This window comes from Gluconacetobacter entanii (assembly GCF_013155425.1).
In the GTDB taxonomy this organism is placed as follows: Bacteria; Pseudomonadota; Alphaproteobacteria; order Acetobacterales; family Acetobacteraceae; genus Novacetimonas; species Novacetimonas entanii.
On the sequence record NZ_JABJWD010000073.1, the window covers coordinates 13,217 to 37,179 of the forward strand.

General features: G+C 61.9%; 20 protein-coding genes. 4 read left to right on the forward strand and 16 right to left on the reverse strand.

Translation table 11 applies throughout. The features are described 5' to 3' along the window. The first annotated feature begins 22 nt into the window (after positions 1–22). Positions 23–826, forward strand: a complete 804-nt coding sequence (gene murI / locus HNH97_RS12895; protein WP_171791144.1) for a glutamate racemase — start codon at positions 23–25, stop codon at positions 824–826. An 11-nt stretch (positions 827–837) separates the two neighbouring features. Here murI and HNH97_RS12900 read toward each other — a convergent pair whose 3' ends face one another. After that, positions 838–1,842, reverse strand: coding sequence for a polyprenyl synthetase family protein (locus HNH97_RS12900; RefSeq protein WP_110913863.1), 1,005 nt, complete (start codon positions 1,840–1,842; stop codon positions 838–840). Positions 1,843–2,036: 194 nt separating this feature from the next. On the opposite strand from HNH97_RS12900, the gene HNH97_RS12905 reads away from it, so the two are divergent. Continuing rightward, positions 2,037–2,795 (forward strand): tRNA1(Val) (adenine(37)-N6)-methyltransferase, encoded by a 759-nt coding sequence (locus HNH97_RS12905; protein WP_244949437.1) that lies wholly within the window; start codon positions 2,037–2,039, stop codon positions 2,793–2,795. 83 nt (positions 2,796–2,878) lie between these two features. On the opposite strand, the gene HNH97_RS12910 is transcribed toward HNH97_RS12905, so the two are convergent. The 7 genes from HNH97_RS12910 to uvrC form a co-directional block, all read right to left on the reverse strand. Next, complete coding sequence (locus HNH97_RS12910) at positions 2,879–3,883, reverse strand: ribonucleotide-diphosphate reductase subunit beta (protein ID WP_171791146.1); 1,005 nt, start codon at positions 3,881–3,883, stop codon at positions 2,879–2,881. Between the two features lie 214 nt (positions 3,884–4,097). After that, entirely contained in the window at positions 4,098–5,954 is a 1,857-nt protein-coding gene (locus HNH97_RS12915) for a ribonucleoside-diphosphate reductase subunit alpha (protein WP_244949448.1), read from the reverse strand. Between the two features lie 270 nt (positions 5,955–6,224). Continuing rightward, the gene (locus HNH97_RS12920; RefSeq protein WP_171791148.1) at positions 6,225–6,743 is read right to left on the reverse strand and encodes a molybdenum cofactor biosynthesis protein MoaE; all 519 of its coding nucleotides are present in this window, start codon (positions 6,741–6,743) and stop codon (positions 6,225–6,227) included. Between the two features lie 7 nt (positions 6,744–6,750). After that, the gene (moaD, locus tag HNH97_RS12925; protein WP_171791149.1) at positions 6,751–7,005 is read right to left on the reverse strand and encodes a molybdopterin converting factor subunit 1; all 255 of its coding nucleotides are present in this window, start codon (positions 7,003–7,005) and stop codon (positions 6,751–6,753) included. Positions 7,006–7,052: 47 nt separating this feature from the next. Next, positions 7,053–7,559, reverse strand: a complete 507-nt coding sequence (locus tag HNH97_RS12930) for a hypothetical protein (RefSeq protein ID WP_110913868.1) — start codon at positions 7,557–7,559, stop codon at positions 7,053–7,055. Between the two features lie 106 nt (positions 7,560–7,665). Next, on the reverse strand, positions 7,666–8,265 hold the full coding sequence (pgsA, locus tag HNH97_RS12935) for a CDP-diacylglycerol--glycerol-3-phosphate 3-phosphatidyltransferase (RefSeq protein WP_110913869.1): 600 nt from the start codon (positions 8,263–8,265) through the stop codon (positions 7,666–7,668). A gap of 93 nt (positions 8,266–8,358) precedes the next feature. After that, positions 8,359–10,230, reverse strand: coding sequence for an excinuclease ABC subunit UvrC (gene uvrC, locus HNH97_RS12940; protein WP_171791203.1), 1,872 nt, complete (start codon positions 10,228–10,230; stop codon positions 8,359–8,361). 487 nt (positions 10,231–10,717) lie between these two features. On the opposite strand from uvrC, the gene xth reads away from it, so the two are divergent. Further along, positions 10,718–11,512: an exodeoxyribonuclease III gene (gene xth / locus HNH97_RS12945; RefSeq protein WP_171791150.1), complete on the forward strand. Its 795-nt coding sequence runs from the start codon at positions 10,718–10,720 to the stop codon at positions 11,510–11,512. Positions 11,513–11,614: 102 nt separating this feature from the next. On the opposite strand, the gene HNH97_RS12950 is transcribed toward xth, so the two are convergent. Beyond that, entirely contained in the window at positions 11,615–12,331 is a 717-nt protein-coding gene (locus tag HNH97_RS12950; RefSeq protein ID WP_003620373.1) for a response regulator transcription factor, read from the reverse strand. 165 nt (positions 12,332–12,496) lie between these two features. Between HNH97_RS12950 and HNH97_RS12955 the strand changes: the two genes are divergently transcribed. Then, positions 12,497–13,018: a L,D-transpeptidase family protein gene (locus tag HNH97_RS12955; protein ID WP_167400351.1), complete on the forward strand. Its 522-nt coding sequence runs from the start codon at positions 12,497–12,499 to the stop codon at positions 13,016–13,018. An 11-nt stretch (positions 13,019–13,029) separates the two neighbouring features. On the opposite strand, the gene HNH97_RS12960 is transcribed toward HNH97_RS12955, so the two are convergent. The 7 genes from HNH97_RS12960 to HNH97_RS12990 form a co-directional block, all read right to left on the reverse strand. Further along, entirely contained in the window at positions 13,030–14,865 is a 1,836-nt protein-coding gene (locus HNH97_RS12960) for a cation:proton antiporter (RefSeq protein ID WP_171791151.1), read from the reverse strand. Positions 14,866–15,008: 143 nt separating this feature from the next. Further along, positions 15,009–16,304: an RsmB/NOP family class I SAM-dependent RNA methyltransferase gene (locus tag HNH97_RS12965; protein ID WP_171791152.1), complete on the reverse strand. Its 1,296-nt coding sequence runs from the start codon at positions 16,302–16,304 to the stop codon at positions 15,009–15,011. Between the two features lie 30 nt (positions 16,305–16,334). Further along, the gene (gene guaB / locus HNH97_RS12970) at positions 16,335–17,837 is read right to left on the reverse strand and encodes an IMP dehydrogenase (protein ID WP_171791153.1); all 1,503 of its coding nucleotides are present in this window, start codon (positions 17,835–17,837) and stop codon (positions 16,335–16,337) included. A gap of 154 nt (positions 17,838–17,991) precedes the next feature. Then, on the reverse strand, positions 17,992–19,563 hold the full coding sequence (locus HNH97_RS12975; protein WP_171791154.1) for a SpoVR family protein: 1,572 nt from the start codon (positions 19,561–19,563) through the stop codon (positions 17,992–17,994). Beyond that, entirely contained in the window at positions 19,560–20,870 is a 1,311-nt protein-coding gene (locus HNH97_RS12980; RefSeq protein ID WP_171791155.1) for a YeaH/YhbH family protein, read from the reverse strand. The genes HNH97_RS12975 and HNH97_RS12980 overlap by 4 nt, the downstream gene beginning before the upstream one ends. Before the next feature lie 26 nt (positions 20,871–20,896). Then, a complete protein-coding gene (locus HNH97_RS12985) occupies positions 20,897–22,843 on the reverse strand; it encodes a PrkA family serine protein kinase (protein ID WP_171791156.1) in 1,947 nt (648 codons plus the stop codon). A 332-nt stretch (positions 22,844–23,175) separates the two neighbouring features. Then, on the reverse strand, positions 23,176–23,961 hold the full coding sequence (locus HNH97_RS12990; protein ID WP_171791157.1) for an MBL fold metallo-hydrolase: 786 nt from the start codon (positions 23,959–23,961) through the stop codon (positions 23,176–23,178). Positions 23,962–23,963 lie beyond the last annotated feature (2 nt).

Consider the following 23,963-nt stretch of genomic DNA (forward strand, 5'->3'; position numbering starts at 1 on the left):
GTGATGGATGGCGTGACGGGACGTGCGGATACTTGCATTTGATTCAGGTATCGGGGGCCTGGGAATCGTACGCTGCCTCAGGCAGGACATTCCCGGGGCCTGCATCGACTACCTCGCCGATACGGCTGTCTTTCCCTATGGGGAACAGGCAGACGATTTTCTGGTCGCACGTATTGTCACGCTTGTCGGGCAGGCCATTGCACGCCTGCGGCCCGATCTGGTCGTCATCGCGTGCAATACCGCCAGCACACTGGCCCTTGGTGAACTCCGCGCACGCCATGACGTGCCTTTCGTGGGCTGTGTGCCCCCCATCAAATGGGCGGCCGACCTGACGCAAAGCAGGACAATCGGCCTGCTGGCCACGCGGGCGACACTGACGCGTTCCTATCTGCATGACCTGCGAAACCGGTTTGCGCCGGACTGCACCCTTGTGACCTATGGCGCGCGCAACCTTGCGGATCTGTCCGAACTGGCCTTTCGGGGGCAGCGGATCCCGGATCAGGCCATCAGCGCAGAAATGGCGGGGCTGTTTTCCCAACCAGGAGGCGATGCCATTGATGTGGTGGGGCTGGGGTGCACCCATTACACATTCCTGCTGGATCATTTCCGACGGCTTGGTCGCCCCGGCCTGAACTGGATCGACCCGGCACAGGCCGTATCACGACAGGCCGCGCGCCTTGCCCACCGTATAGGGAACATCACCGCGAAGCAGCAGGAGACAGGACAGGCATTCTTTACCGCCCTGCCAGAGGATATCGGGGCAGTACTGCCGGGATTGCGCCGTATGGGATATGAAACCGCCCGCCCCTTTGCGGAGCGGGCCTGATGGCAGGTTGATTACCGCAGGCGGCTGACGGTGTAGGATGCCGTATCCTGCAGCAGTTGTTTCAGGCGCGATGGCGGGAACATGTCCAGCGCCTGTGACGCGGCGTTGGCATAGCGGGTGGCGTGATCCAGCGTGATGCCGATTGCATTGGTCCGGGCAATCAGTTCGAGCGCATGCTCAAGATCGCCGGGCTTCTGCTCGCTCTCTTCGATGACGCGTCGCCAGAAGGCGCGGTCTTCCTCGGTGCCTGCGGTGTAGGCTGTCAGTACCGGCAGGGTGATCTTCCCTTCGCGGAAGTCATCGCCGATCGTCTTGCCCAGCGTGGCCTGATCCGCCGCGTAATCCAGCGCATCATCCACAAGCTGGAACGCCATGCCAAGGTTGGTCCCGTAGGAATCCAGCGCCTCTTCCGCCTTGAGCGGCTGATCGGCCACGACGGCACCGACCCGGCAGGCGGCGGCGAACAGGGCCGCCGTCTTGCCATGGATCACTTCGAGGTATTTTTCGATGCTGGTCGAAAGGTCGTTCTGCGTGGACATCTGCAGCACCTCCCCTTCCGCGATGGTCGCGGAAGCGGAGGACAGGATGCCCATGACCTTCAGCGACCCATCATCCGTCATCAACTGGAACGAACGGGCGAACAGGAAGTCGCCCACCAGCACCGATGCCTTGTTGCCGAAGATGGCGTTGGCGCTGGCCAGGCCACGGCGCAGGGTACTCTCGTCCACCACGTCGTCATGCAGCAGGGTCGCGGTGTGGATGAACTCCACACACGCCGCAAGGGCGACATGGCGCTGGTGTGTGGCATCGGGCTTGTACCCGCACAGTCGCGCCGACGCGAGCGTCAGCAACGGGCGCAGCCGTTTCCCGCCCGCTGCGACAAGATGTGCCGCAAGCTGGGGGATCAGCGCGACCGGACTGTCCATGCGTTCAACGATCGCACGGTTGCATGCCGCCATGTCATCGGCGAGATATTCAGCCAGGTCGCGCAGGGCAACCTCAGATCCGTCTGCCATCGGGCGTCGAGCCCCTTTGTCTTTCTGACTTGCCGTTTTATCGGATTCCGGCAGACTAACTGCAAGGCCCAAAAGGTTATTCTCCCGGTTCCGAAGGTTCAATCTATCAGAGTATATGAGCGGCGCCGGAAAGGCGGTCAAGCCGGAGGACGAAACCGAATGCTTAATGCGCACGTATGACGGCGATCTCGTGCATGGATACGCTGCCCCCCGTGACCCTGGGAACGCTGCTGAACGGACGGGTCCGTTACCGTCAGTTTTGCGATGGATACCGTACAGGACTGGAACCTGTCCTGATGGCCGCCTGTGTTCCCGCACGCGCCGGACAGTATGTACTGGAAGGGGGATGCGGCGCGGGCGCAGGACTGCTGTGTCTTGCAACACGGGTGCGCGGGGTTTGCGGGATCGGGCTGGAATGCGATTCCCCGACCGTCCTGCTGGGCCGGATGAATGTGGAGGATAATGGATTCGATGCGATTCGGATCCTGCAGGCGACCCTTCCCGTGATCCCCGATGATTCGCGGCTCAGTGGTCCGGGCGTGCGGCGCATTGACCATGCCTTTGCCAATCCGCCATGGCATGACCACGCCAGTACCCCCTCCCCCATGTCGCGCCGCGACAGGGCGCGTCGTCTGCCACGGGCGGGTCTGGCCCAATGGGTGGGCAGCCTGTCGGCGCAGTTGCGCCATCATGGCACCCTTACGCTTGCGGTGCCCGCGACCCTGCTTGACCATGCGATCAGCAGCATGGGGGAAAACCGGCTGGGCGATGTCACGGTATTCCCCTGCTGGCCCCGTCAGGGTGTCGCGGCGAAGATCGTGCTGATACGCGGGCGTATGGGGTCACGCACACCTGCGCGGCTGCTGCCGGGGATCGTGCTGCATCATGCGGACGGCGCCTTCACACCCGAAGCGTGCGCCGTCCTGCGTGATGGCCAGCCCCTTCTCGACTGAGCCGGAATCCAGCCACCGGAAAATATTGCAAGGGCGTCGGAGAACGCCGCCTTCTGATCTAAAAAGGCGGCACCCGGAAACTTTCAGTCGAAAGCTTCATCCCACGTGCCCTGCGTGGCGGCGCGGCTATATTCGGTGGAGCGGTTTTCAAAGAAATTCGCATGTTCCACCGCGTTGACCATCTCATCCACCCAGGGCAGCGGGTTGGTTGCGACGTCATACAGTCCGTCAAGCCCAAGCTGGCCCAGGCGCCGGTTGGCGACAAAGCGGATATACTGCTTCACCTGTGCGGCATCGAGGCCTTCCACCGGTCCCATTTCAAACGACAGGTCGATGAAGGCATCCTCATGCTCGACAATGTCGCGGCAGATCTGGCGAATGTCGTCCTGTAGCCTGTCCGTCCAGATTTCGGGGTTTTCCTGGATGAACACCCGGAACAGGCGCGCCATGGACACACAGTGCAGCGTTTCATCACGCACCGACCATGACACGATCTGCCCCATGCCCTTGAGTTTGTTGAAGCGTGGGAAGTTCAGCAGGATCGCGAACGAGGCAAAAAGCTGCAGCCCCTCGGTAAACGCGCCGAACGCCGCGAGCGTACGGGCGATCTCGTATTTGCTCGAGACCGAGAATTTCTGCATGTAGTCATATTTATCCTTCATTTCCTTGTATTTCAGAAATGCGGAATATTCGGCTTCGGGCATGCCGATCGTATCAAGCAGATGGCTGTAGGCCGCGATATGGATCGTCTCGATATTGGAAAACGCCGACAGCATCATCAGCACTTCGGTTGGTTTGAAGACCTGGCTGTAATGCTTCATGTAGCAGTTGTTCACTTCCACGTCCGACTGCGTGAAGAAGCGGAAAATCTGCGTGACGAGGTGCCGTTCGCTTTCCGTCAGGCTGCGGTGCCAGTCCTTGACGTCGTCGGCAAGTGGCACTTCCTCGGGCAGCCAGTGGACCTGCTGCTGCGTCAGCCACGCATCATATGCCCAGGGGTAACGGAAGGGCTTGTAAACCGGGTTCGCGGTCAGCAGGTCGAAGTGCTGCTCGGCCCGGGTTTCCGGGCCGGATGGTGTGTCGCTCATTGATGCTCGCCCTATCTGAAGCCAAATAGGCTCAGGGCTTATCGACTAGACGGGCGGCACGCAACCTGAAAAACCACTCCGGAAAATGTCATGCAAACCATCAAAAGTTTTTAGTGAAGCTTTTTTCAAAAAGCTTCAAAGAACGCCGCCTTTTTGAAAAAAGGCGACACCCAAAAACTTTTATTTTTATCAACGCATTATTTCACATGCGCCCTTACTGGCAGGCAAGGCATTCCTCATAATCGGTCGAGGACGCAGACGGTGGCAGCGGCGGCAGGACCGCATCGCTTTCCTTTTGCATGATGTCGTTCTTCCCCTTGCCGTCACTGACGGCATCAGCACGCTGGACCGACAGTGAACGGCAGTAGTACAGCGACTTCACCCCACGTTTCCACGCCATGTAGTGGATCTGATGCAGGTCGCGCTTGTGCACGTTGGCGGGCAGGAACAGGTTGATCGACTGTGCCTGGCAGATGAACGGCGCACGGTCGGCGGCATGTTCTATGACCCAGCGCTGGTCCAGTTCAAACGCGGTCTTGAACACGTCCTTTTCCTGCTGGCTCAGGAAATCCAGATGCTGCACGCTGCCCTTGTTCAGGGTGATGGATGACCAGACCTCATCCGTATTGCGCTCCTTTTGCGTCAGCAGGCGGTCGAGATGCCGGTTGCGCACCGTAAAGGAGCCCGAAAGCGTCTTTTGCAGGAACACGTTTGCCGCGATCGGCTCGATCCCCGGGCTGGCATTGCCGGCGATGATCGAGATCGACGCCGTTGGCGCAATGGCCATCTTGTTCGAGAACCGCTCCATGACGCCATATTCCGCAGCGTCGGGACAGGCACCAAGCAGTTGCGCCAGCTTGTGCGAGGCGGCGTCGGCCTGCCTGCGGATATGCTCGAAAATCCGCTTGTTCCAGACCTTGGCGATCACGCTTTCAAACGGGATGTTCTTGGCCTGCAGGAAGCTGTGGAAGCCCATCACCCCAAGCCCGACGGAGCGTTCGCGCGCGGCGGCATATTTGGCGCGTTCCATGTCGTCAGGCGCGCGGTCGATGAAGTCCTGCAGCACCCGGTCGAGGAACAGCATCACGTCCTCGATGAACTGCGGGTCGTCCTTCCATTCATCCCACGTCTCAAGGTTGAGCGACGACAGGCAGCACACGGCCGTGCGCTCCTTGCCGTGATGGTCCATGCCCGTCGGCAGCGTGATTTCGGCGCACAGGTTGGAGGTCTTGACCTCCAGTCCCGCCAGCTTGTGATGCTGGGGACGCGCGTTATTCACATGGTCGGAATAGATGATGTACGGCTCGCCCTGCTCCATGCGGGCCGTCAGGATGCGGATCCACAGCGCACGGGCCGAGACCTTGCGGATGTGGCTGCCGTCCTTGGGCGACAGCAGCGCCCATTCCTCGTCCGCTGCCACGGCGCGCATGAACGCGTCGGACACCAGCACCCCGTGATGGAGGTTGAGCGCCTTGCGATTGGGATCCCCGCCGGTTGGACGGCGCAGTTCGATGAATTCCTCGATTTCCGGATGCCAGACCGGCAGGTAGACCGCAGCCGATCCCCGGCGCAGCGACCCCTGGCTGATGGCCAGTGTCAGGCTGTCCATCACCCGGATGAAGGGGATGACGCCCGACGTCTTGCCATTGCGGCCGACATTTTCACCGATGGAACGCAGGTTGCCCCAGTAGGACCCGATGCCGCCGCCCTTGGAGGCCAGCCACACATTCTCGTTCCACAGATCGACAATGCCGCGCAGGCTGTCATTGGCTTCGTTCAGGAAGCATGAAATCGGCAGTCCGCGCGTCGTCCCGCCATTCGACAGCACCGGTGTCGCGGGCATGAACCAGTGGCGGGAGATGTAGTCATACAGGCGCTGTGCATGGCCCTCGTCCGCGCCGTAATAGGACGCGACGCGGCCGAACAGGTCCTGATATCCCTCACCCGGCAGGAGGTAACGGTTGTCCAGCGTCGCCTTGCCAAACGCCGTCAGCAGTTCGTCACGGCTGCGATCGACGCGGACGGGAAAGCCGCCCGGTAACTGGACGACGTCATCAAACATCTCGGGCATGGTGGCCGCATCCTTTCCGTGGATGGCATCCTGTTCATTACCGTAACCCTCGACCCCGGAACCGGTGATGCCATCCAGACTCATCCACTTGAACTCCATAAGCTGGCCGTGACATGTCGCAGGATCGGGTGATCCTGTTCCTGTGTGCCCGGTCATTGCGGCTGTGGCGCTATATATGGACCAAACCGCGCATCGATGCACTACATATATGGCCGGGGTGACTGCTCCCGAATCTCGGGAAATCCGGGGTCAAGGGAAAAAAGTTATTTTTTACTCCGCTTTTGGGGGCGAAACCGGGGGAGATGCCTTGGGGAGTCCGGGGGTGTACGCCTCGTCCCCCTCCCATCGTTGCAGACATTGTGCGTCCTGTTCGCGCGGCTGCACCCACTGGATGCGACCGTCACGGAATTCCTCTTTTTTCCAGAATGGTGCGCGGCTCTTGAGCCAGTCCATGACGAATTCGACCGCGGCGAAGGCGGCGCCACGGTGGGCGGCCGTGCAGATGACCAGCACGATCGGCGCCCCGACCGTCAGCCGCCCGACGCGATGGATGATGGTGCAGCCCGACAGACCGAATCGGGACGCCGCCGATTCGGCGATTCGCGTCATCATCGATTCGGTCATGCCGGGGTAATGTTCCAGTTCCAGCGAACACAGCCCCCCGTCCCCACGGACCATCCCGACAAACGACGCCACCGCCCCCACATCGGAATGTCCCGCCAGCAGGATGGAGCTTTCATGTGTGGGATCGAACGGTTCGGTCTGAACACGGACATGGATGCACGGCATGGCAGTGCTATCCCCCCGTAACCGGTGGGAAGAAGGCGATCTCGTCATCCGGGCCGATGCTGGCGTCCAGCGTCGCGAAGGACTGGTTGACCGCAACGCGCACCAGTTCCGGCTGTCCGAAGATTTCACCATATTCGCCGCCACGCCCATGCAGCACCTGCACGAGGTCGCTGACCCGCGTCACGCCGGGGGGCAGGATCATGGCTTCGCGATCACGGCCAAGGCGGTCCCGTAGCCATGCGAAGTAGAGAATGTCCGGCATCCGCCCACCCTTTTGCTGCCTCAGGTTCTGCTGTGCGTAGCGCTATATCAGGGATGGGGTTGCTCGACCACCGCGCCATCGGCCTGGATCACGGTTTTGCTGCCATCCGCATGGGGGACGATGATGGCCGAATTCGCGGCCTCGGCACGGTTTATGGTGGAATGGCCCGTGCCGTGGTGTCCGTCCTGCACGGCTGGCATGTCGGTCGGCAGGTCGTCGTCGTCACCGATGCTCAGCGATCCCCCGTCGAGCAGTTGCTGCGTGCCATTGGCGGAACGGCGCACGAAATGCCCGGATTCCGCATGCACGCGGCCCGAACTGATATCCGCCAGCGTCGGCATGGACTGGATCTGGTTGGCCCATATGTCCTGTCCCTGCGACAGGATCGGTGGCTCCGCGACGGCATGCCCCATGGAACGGCGCACATTTTCGGATTCCATCTTGGGCATGTTCGGAAGGCTGCCGGGCAGTTCCGTGCTGTCGCCAAGGATGTCGCCAAACCCCCCACAGCCCGTCAGGCATAGCAGCAGCAGGAACGGGGCCTTGGGACGCATCGCACTCTCCTTGGTTCATGGCGTATACAACCATAAGGAGAATTTGCCCGGATATTCCCGCAACCACAAGTGGTATATGTGCGTGACACCATCATCGCAGGATGGGTCAGGGAACGATGTTGCCCACTGACTGGTTGTTGCGGGTGACGTGCTGGATGCCGGTGGACAGGTAATCCCACCCCGTAACCAGGGTCAGCGCGGCTGCGATCCACAGCATGATCGCCCCCATCAGATCGACCGGAAGCCATGTGATGTGCAGCAGGCCGGCAGTGCTGTCCCCCGCCAGCAGGAAACCGATGGCGGTCATCTGGACCCCGGTTTTCCATTTCGCAAGGCGCGTGACCGGCAGCCCCACCTTGGTGGTGGCCAGATATTCACGCAGGCCGCTGACCAGGATCTCGCGCGAGAGGATGATGATCGCGGGATAGAGCGTCCAGTAAGGAAGCCGCGCAAGCCCGGCCAGCACCATCAGGCACGCCCCCACCAGCAGTTTGTCGGCAATGGGGTCGAGCATGCGGCCAAGGTCGGAATTCTGGTGCCACGCGCGGGCCAGCTTGCCATCAAGGTAGTCGGTAATCCCGGCCAGGATGAAAATGACGCATGCGGCGCAGTCCGTGCCCGGTGTGTTGATGACAACCAGCAGCACAACGACCGGCACCGCAACAATCCGCGACAGGGTCAGGAGGTTAGGCAGGTCAGTAAGCATGGTTCACCAGCTATATCCAAGGACAGCGCGAAACAAAAACATCTATAACGCTGGTCTGCCCGCTCATTTGCTCACATCTGCATGACATGAGGATCATTCCCCGGTCCATTCGGGATGGAAAAAACCGTATATTGTCCGTGCAGTATCCCGACTGATGCCCGGTGCGGATTCCAGTTCCCCCAAACCTGCCTGACGCACGCCCCGCGCCGAACCAAACCGGTTCAGCAGGGCGCGCTTGCGGGCCGGACCGACACCGGGAATATCATCGAGTTCGGATTTGACCAATGTTTTTGACCGTCCCGCGCGGTGGGTCGTGATCGCAAAGCGGTGGGCTTCGTCACGCAGGCGCTGGAGGTAGTACAGCACCGGGTCACGTGGGGGGAGCTGGAACGGGGGGCGGTCCGCAGTATGGAACCACTCGCGCCCGGCGTCGCGGTCGATGCCCTTGGCAATCCCGACTAGGGTCACATCCGTAACCCCGAGTTCGTCCAGCACCGCGCGCACGGCCGAATACTGTCCCGCGCCACCATCGATCAGCAGGATGTCAGGCCAGTCGTCAGGCCGTGTCCCCTCCTCGCGGTCGCGCATGGCACGGCTGAATCGGCGTTCCAGCACCTCGCGCATCATGCCGAAATCGTCGCCCGGCGTGACCGGCCCCTTGATGCCGAATTTGCGATAGGCCCGTTTTTCAAAGCCTTCGGGGCCGGCCACGACCATCACGCCATAGGCATTCGCCCCCATGATGTGACTGTTGTCATAGGTTTCGATCCTGCGTGGTGGTTCGGGCAGGCCAAAGAGGTCAGCCACGCCCTGCAGCAGGCGGGCCTGCCCCGCGCTTTCCGCCAGCCTGCGTTCCAGCGCCTCGCGCGCGTTGAGTTCGGCATGTTCAAGCACCGCGCGTTTTTCCCCGCGTTGCGGATGGATGATCTCAACACGCCGCCCGCGGCGGAGTTCCAGCGCACTGCTCAGCAGTTCATTGTCGGAAATGGCGTGGTTGACCAGGATCTGGCCCGGCGGGGGCTTGTCATCGTAAAACTGCGCCAGGAACGCGGCCAGCACGTCGGCGGCGTCCTCGTCACGGGCATGGCTGGGGAAGAAGGCGCGGTTGCCGTTGTTACGCCCCCCCCGGATGAAGAAGACCTGGATGCATGACTGTCCCGCGATCTGCCAGATGGCGACGATATCGGCATCCGTCATCGTGGTCGGGTTGATGACGCTTGCGTCCTGCTGCATCGCCGACAGGCCGCGGATGCGGTCACGGATGGCCGCCGCGCGTTCGAACTGCAGCGCGCCTGCGGCCTCCTCCATCTGCTGGACCAGTTCTTCATGCATGCGCGGGTTCTTGCCCGACAGGAAGTCGCGCGCCTGCTTGACCAGGTCGGCATAATCCTCCTGGCTGATCATGTCCACGCAGGGGGCGGAACAGCGGTGGATCTGGTGCAGCAGGCACGGCCGCGTGCGGGATTTCAGCACGGAATCCGTGCATGAGCGCAGCAGAAATGCCTTTTGCAGCAGGTTCAGCGTCTGGTTGACCGACCAGGCGGAGGCAAACGGCCCCCAGTAGGACGCGCCCTTGACCGGCTTGCCCCGGTGTTTCGCAATCTGGGGAAATTCATGTCTGTCGGTCAGGATGATCCACGGATAGCTTTTGTCGTCACGCAGCAGGATGTTGTAACGCGGCTGCATGCGCTTGATGTAGTTGGCCTCCAGCAGCAGGGCTTCGGCCTCGGTATGGGTGGTCACGATTTCCATGTATGCCGTTTCCGACACCATGCGACGCAGCCGCTCCGGCAGGCGGTGGACCTGCGTATAGGACGTGACACGTTTCTTGAGCGCCAGCGCCTTGCCGACGTACAGCACCTCCCCCTTGCGGCCCAGCATGCGATAGACCCCCGGAGACAGGGGCATGGTCTGCAGGGCCCTGTGTATCGCGGCAACGCCGATCGGCGGCGGATCCGCAGGCATGCTGTCGCGTGGCGGGAGGTCCACGGGGGAGAGGGTCGTGGTGATGGTCTTTTCGTCCGGTGTCATTGAAAATCGTTCATCCACCGATGTTGTGGATAAGTCTGTGGAGCAGAGGCAGAAAAAATCATGCGCATGGCGGTTTTCCTCCCCTGCCCTTGGATTGCCCAAAAAAACATCACAACGCATAACCGATTGATATAAAACAACTATGGATGGGTGCGGGATGAAAGGATCGCCCGAAAGCATGCAACTTGCTGGAAAATAATGATGTCAAGCCCTCGGGTAAATGAAATTCACAGGTGAAGGCCGCTTCTGGCTATTTCGAGGTTTTCCCATGTGAATTCAAGGCTTCTTCTGGATCTGTTCTACTTTCGTACGAGATGTCGATGTTTTTCGCGGCATCCGCATATCCTTTTTTCGGGAAATGTTTGCCCCGCATGTCGCGAATTGCCCTTGTCAGGGGGGATGCGATGGGTAATGCACCCATATGCGTATCGTGACATGGAATATCAATTCGCTGCGCCTGCGGATGCCCCTGCTGGAGCGTCTGTGCAGGGAAAACCAGCCCGACATTGTCTGCCTGCAGGAAACCAAGGTGACCGACGACCTGTTCCCGCTGGAGGCGGTGCAGGCGCTGGGATTTGCCCATGTGTGCTTTCGCGGGATGAAAAGCTACAATGGCGTTGCGATCCTCAGTCGTCAGCCCATACGGATGCTGACCGACATGCCGGACTGGTGCGGCAAGGGGGATTGCCGTCATCTTGCCGTGCAGCATGGCGAAGGCCCGGATGCCGTCATCGTGCATGATTTTTACGTCCCGGCGGGTGGCGATATCCCCGATCCGGTGGAAAATCCGAAATTCGCGCACAAGCTTGCGTTCGTGGAGGAAGCCCGCGCCTGGTTTGCCCAGCGCGATGTCCGCCGGACGGTGGTGGTGGGCGACCTGAACATCGCCCCGCTGGAGCACGATGTCTGGAGCCACCGGCAGCTTCTGAAGATCGTCAGCCACACGCCGGAGGAAACATCACGCCTGCTGGCATGGCAGGACAGTGGCTTTGTCGATGCCATGCGGCATTTCGTCCCGGCGGAGGAAAAGCTCTACACATGGTGGTCCTACCGTAACCGGAACTGGAGTGTCTCCAACCGTGGGCGTCGGCTGGACCATGTCTGGGTGACGCCCGACCTTGTGCCGGCGCTGCGTGACATGTCGGTCCTGCGCCCTGTCCGCGACTGGGAAAAGCCGTCGGATCATGTGCCGGTCATGGTCGATCTGGCGATATAGGGATGTAAGGCGCGCATCCGGGGGCAGATGCGGCAGTCAGGCTGATGCCCCGTGCGGTGAAACGTGGGGAACATTTCACCGCATGGCATGCAGGACAGAGGCTCAGGCCGCGCTCTTGCCGCCTTCGGGGTCGAGGCGATATCCCCCCCCTTCGGTGACAAGCAGGGTGGCGTTCGTCGGATCGGGTTCGATCTTCTGACGCAGGCGATAGATATGCGTCTCGAGCGTATGGGTCGTCACGGCCGCGTTATAGCCCCAGACCTCGTTCAGCAGTACCTGACGCGGTACGGGGCGTGTCCCGGCGCGGTACAGGAATTTCAGGATCGCGGCTTCCTTTTCCGTCAGGCGGATGCGGCGGTTCTTTTCCGTCTCCTGCAGCAGCTTGGCCGAGGGGCGGAAAATGTACGGGCCAATGGCGAAAACGGCATCTTCGCTGTTTTCGAAAATCCGCATCTGCGCCCGCAGCCGCGCCAGGAGTTCCGCGATACGGAACGGCTTTGCCACATAGTCGTTGGCACCGGCATCAAGCCCGCGCACCACGTCCGTTTCATCATCCGAACCGGTCAGGATGATGATCGGGATGCGTTTGCCCTTGCGCCGCAGGTCGGCGCAGAAATCCCGCCCGTCACCATCAGGCAGTGAAACATCAAGGATGATCGCATCGAAACGGGCCCCCGGCGCATTCAGCTTTTCCCATGCTTCAGCGACGGACCCTGCCTCGATTGCTTCAAATTCACTTTCAACCTGCAGCTGTTCAACGAGCATTTGACGTAACGTCTGATCGTCGTCCGCTATCAGAATGGGACGTGCACCCGCCATCGAACCCTCTTTTATAACTTTGTCCGTTCCGAGATTCGGAATCGGTTATTCGACTTTCATGATACGATAACCCTCGCATCAGGCTGTCGCCCAATGATCGCGAAACCATATCCAGCCATACGCAGGCCGGACATAACACACATGCGACCTTACACAGAGAAATTCATGATACGCGCTATTTTGCAATCGAATACCGGTCTGGACGCACAACTGCATTGCATGAACGAGCGGATGCCCGCCTCCATCGGCGCAGGCGGCGTCACATTGCATAAAGTCGAAGGAGATCATGCCACTCCGGTCGGACTCCTTCCGTTGCGGCGGGTTTTCTACCGTGCGGACCGGGTCGCGGCGCCTGTCTGCCACCTGCCGGTGGAGCCGTTATCGCCACATGACGGCTGGTGTGACGATCCGGCCGACGCCGATTATAACCAGTATGTGATGCTGCCCCATGCCGGTCGGCATGAGCGTCTGTGGCGTGACGATCACGTGTACGACATCGTGGTCGTGCTGGGATACAATGATTCGCCGCCCGTGCCCGGACGCGGCTCCGCGATCTTTTTTCACCTGCCCCCCGCGGGTGGCGGCCCGACCGAAGGCTGCATCGCGGTGCCGGAGGCCGAACTGCGTCGCCTGCTGGCAATGGGCCTGTCGGAAATCGAGGTCCTGCCCCCGGGCACGAGGCCCTGAAACCGCGTTCGCTATGCCGCCGTGGTGGGTAAGGCCGGGGATGCGGCAGGCTGCGGCTGGAACATGATGACCATGTCGCCTTCTGCGGCTTCGGTCTCGATCTCGTCCTCGGCGGAGACGATCCATATCGCCACCCCCTTGCGGATGACCATGAAAACCAGCGCATGTCCTTCGCTGATGTCATTTTCCTGCAGGGGGTCTGTTATAACGTGGCAGTGGAAACGCCATCCCCGGTCGAAAAGGGAATCGATCATGGAGAAATTCCATGACGGTTCCCCCAGCACCTTGCCCCGCGATTCCCGGCTGACGCCACGATACAGGTCCAGGCGCGCAATCCCCGGACTGACCTGGAACACGCGCTGGCGCCCGAAATCCGGGGCCAGCCGTGCGCAGACCAGCCCGTTATAGATCGCGTCGGGCGTGGCGGCGATCAGGTAGTCCGCCGGCCGCTCCTCCAGCCGTTCGAGCCCTTCTTCGGACAGGAGTTCGGCCTTCAGCGTCGGCACCCCCTGGCGGTCGGCCTTTTCCAGCGCCCCGGAATAGGTATCGACCAGTACCACCGGTATGCCCTGCTGATGCAGCGTGGTGGCCAGGTTCGTGGACCACGCATTGGCCCCCATGATCGCCAGCGCCGGCTCATCCGAAAGCGTCAGGCGCAGGTAGCGCGCCAGCGGGCGCAGCGAAAACCCGTGCAGGATCATGGTCGTGGCGATGACGGCGAACACTGCCGGCGTGATCAGCGCCGCGCTGGGATCGCCCGCGTCGCGCAACTGCAGGCCCGCCGCCCCCGCGACGGCCGCCGCGACGATCCCGCGCGGTGCGATCCAGCCGACGAACAGGCGTTCCTGCCACGACAGGTCGGAGCGGATGGTGGAAAGGAAAATCCCGAGCGGCCGGACCACGAACAGCACCGTCAGGGTCAGCGCCAGGATCGGCAGGGACAGTTTCTGCAGCACGTCACGGTGAAGGTCGGCCGTAAGAATCACGAACAGGCACGACACCACGATGACACCAAGGGATTCCTTGATGCGGCGCAGTTCGGACATGCCCACGACATTCAGGTTGGCCAGCGCCATGCCAAAGACCGTTGCCGCCATCAGGCCCGTGCTCGCCATGACCAGGTTGCATATGGCGGCCATGCTCATGGCGAAGGTCAGGATGATGGGAATGCGCAGGATTTCAGGCAGGAGATCGCGGCTGGAGAGGAATTTGACCAGCAGGGCGGGAAAAATGCCGCAGCCGATGGCGAACATGGTGCTGAACAGCAGATGCGGCCAGATCTTTATTGCCGCAAGGGACACATCCCCCGTCGGGGACGGCTGGAGCAGCAGGAATTCCATGACAAGGGTGGCCAGGATCGCCCCGATCGGATCGTTGACGATGGCTTCCCATCGCAGGAAGGCGGCGACGCGTGGCCGCAGCTTGGTATGGCGCAGCAGGGGCAGGACGACCGTGGGACCGGTGACGACGATGATGGCGCCAAACAGCCATGACGTGCCCCAGTGCAGGTGGCCGACGAAATGCGCGGCAAGCGTGCCCAGCACCCAGTTGATCGGCAGGGCCACCGCCGTCAGGCGCAGCACCCCCTCGCCCGAGGTGCGCCATTGCCGCACATTGAGCGCCAGCCCCCCTTCAAAGACGATGAAGGCGACCGCCAGCGAGATCACGGGATGGAAATAACCGCCGATTGTGGCCGACGGGTGCAGCAGGCCAAGGCCCGGGCCATAGATCAGTCCCAGCGCGAACAGCAGGACGATGGCTGGCAGGCGAAACCTCCACGCGACCCATTGTGCGGCGATGCCGCCGCCAAGAACGCATAGAAGTCCGATCGCCAGATTATGCTGCATGTCCGTTTCCCGTATTGTTATGTCCTGTCGGGAGCCCCAGTAGCGCAGTCGGAAACAAGACAGGGTTGCGCCACATCGGCGGGTATGAAGTCAGGCTGGCCGCATGGGGGCGACAGGCATATGTCAGGGGTGAAAAAATCCTGTCAGGCGGTGCGTTCCATGACGGCGGTAAAAAAGCCGTCCGTCCCGTTCCGCAATGGCGACAGGCTCATCTGTCCCTCCAGCAGCAGGCCTTCGGGCATTTCCCCTTCGCCTGCCGGTGGCGTGACCAGCCGGAACGCGGGATTGCGCTGCACGAAGACTGCGATCTGGCCGCGGTTTTCTTCGTTCAGGATGGAACAGGTGGCATAGACCAGCCGTCCGCCCGGACGCAGCAATGTCGCGGCGCGGTCAAGGATATCGGCCTGCTTTTCCATCAGTTCCAGCAGGTCCGTCTCCCGCAGGCGCAGGCGCGCGTCCGGGTTGCGACGCCATGTGCCCGTGCCCGTGCAGGGGGCATCCACCAGCACGCGGTCGAAACTGCCCGCACGCCTGCGCGCCCATTTGTCACCCGTGCTCAGCAGGTGGCGTTCCGCGTTATGGACACCTGCACGCCGCAGGCGCCGCACTGCTCCCTCCAGGCGCGGTTCGGAGACATCGCAGGCGACGATATGGCCACGATTGTTCATCGTCATGGCCATCGCCAGCGTCTTTCCTGCCGCACCTGCGCAGTAATCCAGCACCCGCATGCCCGGCTTTGCCCCCACGGCGGCGGCGACGAGCTGGCTGCCTTCGTCCTGTATTTCCACAAGCCCGGCGCGAAATGCCGCCGTGGAGGTAACAGGCTGGCGTCCCGCAACCCGCAGTCCCCATGGCGACAGCCTGGTATCTTCGGTGACGATCCCTTCTTCCGCCAGTGCGATGCGCGCGGCCTCCCGCGTGGTCTTGAGCAGGTTGGCGCGCAGGTCCAGTGTCGCCTCCCCCGCCATCGCCGCCAGTTCCGCATCGGTCTGCGTGCCAAAGGTCGCGTCCAGCCGTGGCAGCAGCCAGTCCGGAACCTCCAGCCTTACGGCACGCGACATTTCGGGATGCTCCATCGACCTGCCCCGCAGGAAGGCGCACAGGGCGCGTTCATGCTGGTCAAGCCGGGCGGGTGCATAACGCTCCCCGCTGAACAGTTCGTCCGGCGTCATCCTGTCCTGTCGCGCCAGCACCACCAGCGCCAGAACCAGATTGCGCGGCGTGACCGGGGCCTGGGCCTGTTCAATCCACCAGCACAGATGCCGCCAGTGGCGCAGGATCTCCCACACCCGGCCTGAAATGGCCCGGCGATCCCCCCCGCCGATATACCGGCGTTCGCGGAAAAACGAATTGGCGACGGCATCGGCGGGCCGGTACGGCGTGGCCTCCATCGCGGAAATAAGGTCGATGGCGGCCGACAGCCGTGCACTGGGGGTCATGGAATCGTAATCGCTTTTGTAATGGTACTATCAATCCTGCCGGTAATTCGGCGCTTCGCGGGTGATGGACACGTCATGGACGTGGCTTTCACGCAGGCCCGCACCGGTGATGCGGCGGAAGCGTGCGCGCCGCTGCAGGTCGGTGATGGTGGCGGAACCGGTATAGCCCATGCCCGCACGCAGGCCGCCGACCAACTGGTGGATGACCGCGCCCATCGCGCCCTTGTAGGCGACGCGGCCTTCGATCCCTTCGGGCACCATCTTGTGGGTGTCCTTGATTTCCTGCTGGAAATAGCGATCGGCCGAACCGCGCGCCATCGCGCCAAGGCTGCCCATCCCGCGATACGACTTGTAGGTCCGGCCCTGATACAGGAACACCTCGCCGGGGGCTTCTTCCGTCCCGGCCAGCAGGGAGCCGATCATCACGACGTCCGCGCCCGCGCCGATGGCCTTTACGACATCGCCCGACGTCCGGATGCCACCATCGGCAATGGCGGGGATGTCGAGTTCATGACATGCGGCGGCCGTTTCCATGACGGCGGAAAACTGCGGTACGCCCACGCCTGCGACAATACGGGTGGTGCAGATCGACCCCGGCCCGATGCCGATCTTCACGCAGTCCGCGCCCGACTTGATCAGGGCGCGCGCGGCCTCCGGCGTTGCGACATTGCCGGCGATGATCTGGATATCCTCGCGGATGGCCTTGATCTTCTCGATGGAGGTCAGGACGCCGCGGGAATGGCCATGGGCGGTATCGACCACGATCACGTCCACCCCGGCGTCAATCAGTTCGCGCGCACGGGTCAGTCCGTCCTCGCCCACGCCGGTCGCCGCAGCGCACAGCAGGCGGCCAAGTTCGTCCTTGTTGGCGTTGGGGTGCATCACCGCCTTGTCCATGTCCTTGACGGTAATCAGGCCGACGCAGCGGTCCTCGTCATCAATGACCAGCAGTTTTTCGATGCGGTGGCGGTGCAGCAACTGGCGCGCCTGGTCGCGGGCGACGTTCTGGCGCACGGTAATCAGGTTTTCACGCGTCATCAGTTCATAGACACGCTGCCCCGGATCGGTGGCGAAACGCACGTCGCGGTTGGTCAGGATACCCACAAGGCGGTTGGTGTCGCGTTCGACCACCGGCAGGCCACTGATGCCGTGGCGCGACATGATGGCGTTCACCTCCGCCAGGGTCTGGTCGGGGAAGACCGTGACGGGATTGACGACCATGCCGGATTCAAAACGCTTGACGCGGCGGACCTGTTCGGCCTGCTGCTCGATCGTCAGGTTCTTGTGAATGACGCCCAGGCCGCCGTTCTGCGCCATGGCGATCGCCATGTTGTCTTCCGTCACGGTGTCCATGGCGGAGGAGACAAGCGGGATGTTCAGTTCGATCCGGCGCGTCAGACGGGTTTTTGTCGATGTTTCCGAAGGCAGGACATTGGATTCGTCCGGCACCACCAGCACATCGTCAAATGCCAGGGCCTCGCGGATGCGATCCTCGATACGGGGAGTGGAAACCGGTTTTGTCGTGGAAGACATGCTGCAGGAACCTCATCAGACAGTGGAGGGTCCCCAGTGCCGCGGGTACCCGACCGTTGGCGCACCCTCATAAGCCGTGAATCGGGGCCTTGCAAGCGTTGTGCGCTTCCTTCGGCCCGGATTCGGTCCAGAAAAGAAAGATCGTCCGCTGCAATCAGCGTCCGGGGCCGCCGCGCCCCGTCGCCTCATGGGTGGCCAGCACCGCGCCATCCTCCGTGTCGCGTTCGATCAACTGCACGCCATATCCCCACAGGTCCGCCATATGCTGCAGGGTCTTGCGCGCATCGTCGGGGTGGAACTGGTGCCCCCGTGTCGTGCGGTGTTCCATCGTCAGCAGGCGGTCAGTGTGCATGTTGGCGCTGATGATCTCGATTTCCGCATTCATGTTGGCGGGATCGTGGTTCTGCGCCACCGTGCGCCGGATGTCGCGATATCCCGCATCATCATGGATCGCATCCACCAGCAGGTAGGGGGCCGAGGTATCGTCATGGAGACGGAACATGCGGAACCTGCGCATCACGGCGGGGGAGAGGTACTGCAGGATGAAGCTCTCGTCGCGGAATTCGGACCATGCGTGTTTCAGTGTCTCGACGGGACGGTTGTTGCCCGCGATGTCGGGGAACCATGCGCGGTCCTCCTCGGTCGGGGACGTGCAGATGCGCGCGATGTCGCCCATCATCGCAAAGCCCAGCGCATAGGGGTTGAAGGACGGGCCGCCGCCTGCATCAAAATCAGGCTGGGTGATGACATTGCTGGTGGAATGGATGGCCTCCAGATACGCGGCGTCGTCAATGCGGCCGTTTTCATGCAGGCGGCGCATGATGTAGTCATGCACCCATGTCGCACAGCCTTCGTTCATCATCTTGAGTTGCGGCTGCGGATAGAAATACTGCGCGATCATGCGCACGATGCGGATGACCTCACGCTCCCACGGGGCGAGCAGCGGGGCATGTTTTTCCAGGAAATAGAGCAGGTTTTCTTCCGGCAGGCCAAGGCGGTGGCGCAGCGGGTCGTTCAGTGTCGTGTCGGGCTGCTGCTCCTCATCGACGGGCACGGTGCGCCACAGGTCGTTGAAGGTCGCCTCCTCATGCAGGCGGCGGGCCTGCGCGCGGCGCTGCTCGCCCCGCAGGTCAAGCCGCCTTGAGCCCGAATGGCGATGCACCCCCTGCCCCTGCAGCGCGTGGGCGGCGTCAAGGATACGCTCCACCGCCGCGATGCCATGGCGTTCCTCGCACTGGTGGATGTAGCCACGCGCGAATTCGAGGTAGTCGAGGATCTCCGATGCGTTGGTCCATTCGCGGAACAGGCGGTTGTTGTGGAAGAAATGGTTGTGGCCGAACGCGGCATGCGCGATCACCAGCGTCTGCATCGTGGCGGAGTTTTCCTCCATCAGGTAGCTGATGCACGGGTCGGAATTGATGACGACCTCGTACGCCAGCCCCATCATGCCCCGGCGATAGGCGTTTTCGTGGGCGATGAACCGCTTGCCCAGTGACCAGTGACGATAGCCAAGTGGCATGCCGTGGGCGGTATAGACATCGAGCATCTGTTCGGATGTGATGATCTCCAGCCGGTTGGGATAGGTCGTAAGGCCAAGTTCCCCCTCCGCGATCTCCGCCACCGCGTCGTAGCAGTCGCGCAGGATCTCGAAATTCCAGTCATTCCCCTGATACAGCAGGCCGGAGCGTGCCCGCGTGGGCGGGGATACGGGGCGAAGGTCCATCATGCGTGTTCCCTTTCAGGCTGCTGCGAGAAGAGGTCGCGAAAGACAGGGAAGATATCCTTGCGTTCGGCAACGCGCCGGACCGCAAGGTGGGGCACATGGGTGGAAATGTCGTGATAGGCACGCCACAGGTCCGTCTGCCCCCGGATCACCGCGCCGGAGGCCGAGACCTCGATATAGGCGAAATACTGCACGTTCGGCAGGATCTCATCGCTCAGCAGCGTGCAGGCGCGCGCCATGTCCGAAGGCAGGTTGTCACCGTCTGAGACCTGTGCGGCATAGATGTTCCAGCTATGGACCGGGTAGCGGCGCTTCTGGATCTCGGCCATCAGTTCCAGCGCGGAGGAGACCAGCGTGCCCCCCGTGCTCGGGTCGTGGAAGAACGTGTTTTCATCCACTTCCTCCGCCCGTTCTGCATGGCGGATGAACACGATGTCGAGCGTGCGGTAGCGCCGTTCGAGGAACACGTGCAGCAGCGCGAAGAACTGCTTGGCAAGGTCCTTCATCCGCTCGGTCATGGAGCCGGAGACATCCATCAGGCAGAACATTACCGCACGTGTCACAGGCTGCGGCACCACGGCATGACGGCGATAACGCAGGTCAACCGGGTCCACCCACGGAATGCGCGCCAACCGGCGCTGCATGGTCGCGCGCTGTTCACGCAACTGCTGGAGTTCCTCAAGCTCGCCCGTGCTCAGGGGGCGCTGTTCCTCCAGTGCCGCGATGCGCTGCTCCACCTGCACCATTTCATCGGGACGCGGGCGGCGCAGGCCGATGCGCCGGGCGATGGAACGGCGCATCGTGCGCGACAGGTCCAGTTGCGAGGGCGAGCCTTCGTTGCTCAGTCCCGCGCGCATGGGGGCCGTCGTCTCGGTCGTCGAGAGTTCGCGCTTGATGAGGTCCGGCAGTTCAAGGTCATCAAGGAAGAGGTCGAGGAATTCCTCCCGGCTCAGGACAAAGCGGAAGCTGTCCTCCCCCTCCCCGGTTTCCGACGGGTTGCCTTCGCCTGCGCCGCCACCGCCCTGCCCTGCGGATGGTGGTCGCTGCAGCTTGTCGCCACGGCAGAATTCCTTGTTGCCCGTCAGGATGAAATGACGGCTGCCCCCGCTGAAGACCCGGTGGAAGGAGGGTTCGTGCAGCGCGTCCGCCGGGACGGTGACGCTTCTGTCATGTCCGGTCTCCTGTATGCTGCCGTGTGCGATCGCTTCGCGCACGGATTTCTGGACGGCGTCGCGGGCGCGTTCGATCACGCGGCGCCGGTTCTCGATATTTTTCCCATGGGGATTGGAACGTCTGTCAATGATGTCCACTGCGCATTACCACCATGTTCCGTGTGTCAGGCGGACTGCTTGACCCGCATGTACCATTCAACCAATCGACGGACCTGGCGTTCCGTGTAACCACGCGCAATCATGCGTCCCACGAATTCGTCGTGCTTGTGCCCGGTCTCCCTGTCCTTCTTCGACCCGAAGCTGATGACCGGCAGCAGGTCCTCCACCTGGCTGAACATCCGCTTTTCAATGACGTCGCGGATTTTCTCGTATGACGTCCATGACGGGTTGCGGCCGGCATTGTTCGCGCGTGCGCGCAGGGCGAATTTCACGACCTCGTTACGGAAATCCTTGGGATTGGCGATACCTGCGGGCTTTTCCGTCTTCGTCAGTTCGGAATTGAGCAGGTCGCGGTTGAGCATCTGCCCCGTGTCGGGATCCTTGAAATCCTGGTCCTCGATCCACGCATCGGCATGTTCGAGGTAACGGTCGAACAGGTTCTGGCCATAGTCGTTATAGCTTTCCAGATATGCCTTCTGGATCTCGTGCCCCAGATATTCGGCATAGCGTCCGGCAAGTTCGGACTTGAGGGTGGCGAGGTACTGGGCCTCCACCTCCGCCGGGAACTGTTCGCGCCTGATGGCCTGTTCCAGCACATACATCAGATGGACCGGGTCGGCCGCGATTTCCGTCGGGTCATGGTTGAACGTGGCCGACAGCACCTTGTAGGCGAAGCGGGTGGAAATGCCGTTCATCCCCTCGTTCACGCCGGCGGCGTCGCGATATTCCTGCATCGTGCGGGCCTTGGGGTCGGTCTCGCGGATGTTTTCCCCGTCATAGACCCGCATCTTGGCGAACTGGGTGGAGTTGGGGTGCGGTTTGAGCCGCGACATGACGGCGAAGCGCGCCAGCATTTCCAGCGTGTTGGGCGCGCACGGGGCGGACGAAAGGCTGGAGGTGTCGATCAGCTTTTCATAGATCATCGCCTCCTCGCTGACGCGCAGGCAGTAAGGCACCTTGATGACGCAGACACGGTCGAGGAAGGCCTCGTTGGAGCGGTTGTTGCGGAAGGTCTGCCATTCGGCCTCGTTCGAATGGGCAAGGATCACGCCGGTGAAGGGAATGGCGCCGATATTCTCCGTGCCGACATAATTCCCCTCCTGCGTTGCCGTCAGCAGCGGATGGAGCATCTTGATGGGGGCCTTGAACATCTCCACGAATTCAAGGATGCCCTGGTTGGCACGGTTCAGCCCGCCGGAGAAGCTGTAGGCATCGGGATCGTTCTGGCTGTAATTTTCCAACTGCCGGATATCGACTTTCCCCACCAGGGCCGAGACATCCTGGTTGTTGTCATCCCCCGGTTCCGTCTTGGCGATCGCGATCTGGCGCAGGCGGGAGGGATGGAGTTTCACCACGCTGAAGCGTGACAGGTCGCCATCGAATTCTTCCAACCGCTTGATGGCCCACGGACTGGCAATTCCCGTCAGCAGGCGTCGCGGGATGCCGTACTGCTTTTCCAGCGCCGGACCCATGCGTTCGGGATCGAACAGGCCAAGCGGGCTTTCAAAGACCGGGCTGATCTCGCGCCCGGCCTTGAGCGCATAGATCGGCTCCTTCTCCATCAGCGCCTTGAGCCGTTCGCCCAGTGACGATTTGCCGCCCCCCACCGGCCCCAGCAGGTAGAGGATCTGCTTGCGTTCCTCCAGTCCCTGTGCCGCGTGGCGGAAGAAGCCCACGATCTGCTCGATCGTTTCCTCCATTCCGTAGAAATCGGAAAAAGCGGGATAGATCCGCACGGTGCGGTTCATGAAGATGCGCGACAGGCGCGGGTCGCGTGACGTGTCGATCGTCTCGGCCTCTCCGATCGCGCTGAGCATGCGTTCCGCCGCCGTGGCATAGCAGGAGGGATCGGCCTTGCAGTGTTCGAGGTAGTCGGACAGCCCCATTTCGACTTCGCGGTGTTCGTCGCGCATTGCCGTCGCAAGGGAGAAGACATTGAACTCATTGGCCATCAGCAGATTTCTCCGAAATCAGCAGGGTTCGGGGTGAACCATAGGATGAGTATGCGTCGTATCTTGTGCCTGTACCCCTTCATGCGGGGGGAAGTGTCAGCAACCTGTCATTGTGGTCTGGTGATGATGAACACGACCGATCGCCTGCATGGGCGTGGTATCGTGAGGCCGGGCGGTATTGCCCTGATATAACCTAGTGATTTCGTCACCCCGTAAACAACGGGTCCCGATGTGCAGGATCGGCCCGTCCGTTTACGCTATCGCCGTGGATGCGCCGGATTCAACCTAAATCTTCATGATGAACCATTGGTAGGCCCGGCGTCATGCAGGCGTCAGGTTCGCAGGACCAGCCCGTCATGCGCGGCCTCGATCCCGTCGGGCAGGTGCGTCTGCATCCAGCCCCAGTCCATGTCCGGCCCCATGTGGGTCAGCACGGTACGGCGCGGGCGGATGCGTTCACGCCATTCGATCACGCGTTCTAGCCAGCCATGGGAAACATGGGTCGTGCGCTGGAAACAGCCAACCACCCACGTATCGACGCCGTGGAGGATATCAAGCGCCGCATCATCAAGTTCCGCGACATCGGTGCAGTACGCCATCGGCCCCACACGCAGGCCAAGCGTCAGGGTGCGGCCATGTACCTGCCTGAAAACACGCACATTCATGCCGGCGATCACGACTTCGCTGCCGGCCTCGATGACATTGGGGGTCAGGACCGGGCGATAGAACGATGGCGGCGTCCACGGACGGAAGACGTAATCGAAGCGCGTCATCAGTTCGTCGATGACGTCGCGTGTGCCATAGGCGGGAATCGGGCGGCCCATGATGCGGTTGATCGCCCGCAATTCATCAAGCCCCGCGATATGGTCCGCATGGGCATGGGTATAGAGGACCGCATCCACACGTGAGATATGCTGCGCCAGCATCTGCGCGCGCAGGTCCGGCCCCGTATCGACCAGCAGCGCATTGCCCGCATCATCGCGCAGCAGCACCGAGGAGCGCAGGCGGATGTTGCGTGGCTCACGCGGGTCACATTCCCCCCATTCCCCTGCCCCGTCCGGCCCGCCGACCATCGGCACGCCAGCAGAACCACCGCACCCCAGAATGGTCATTTCCATGG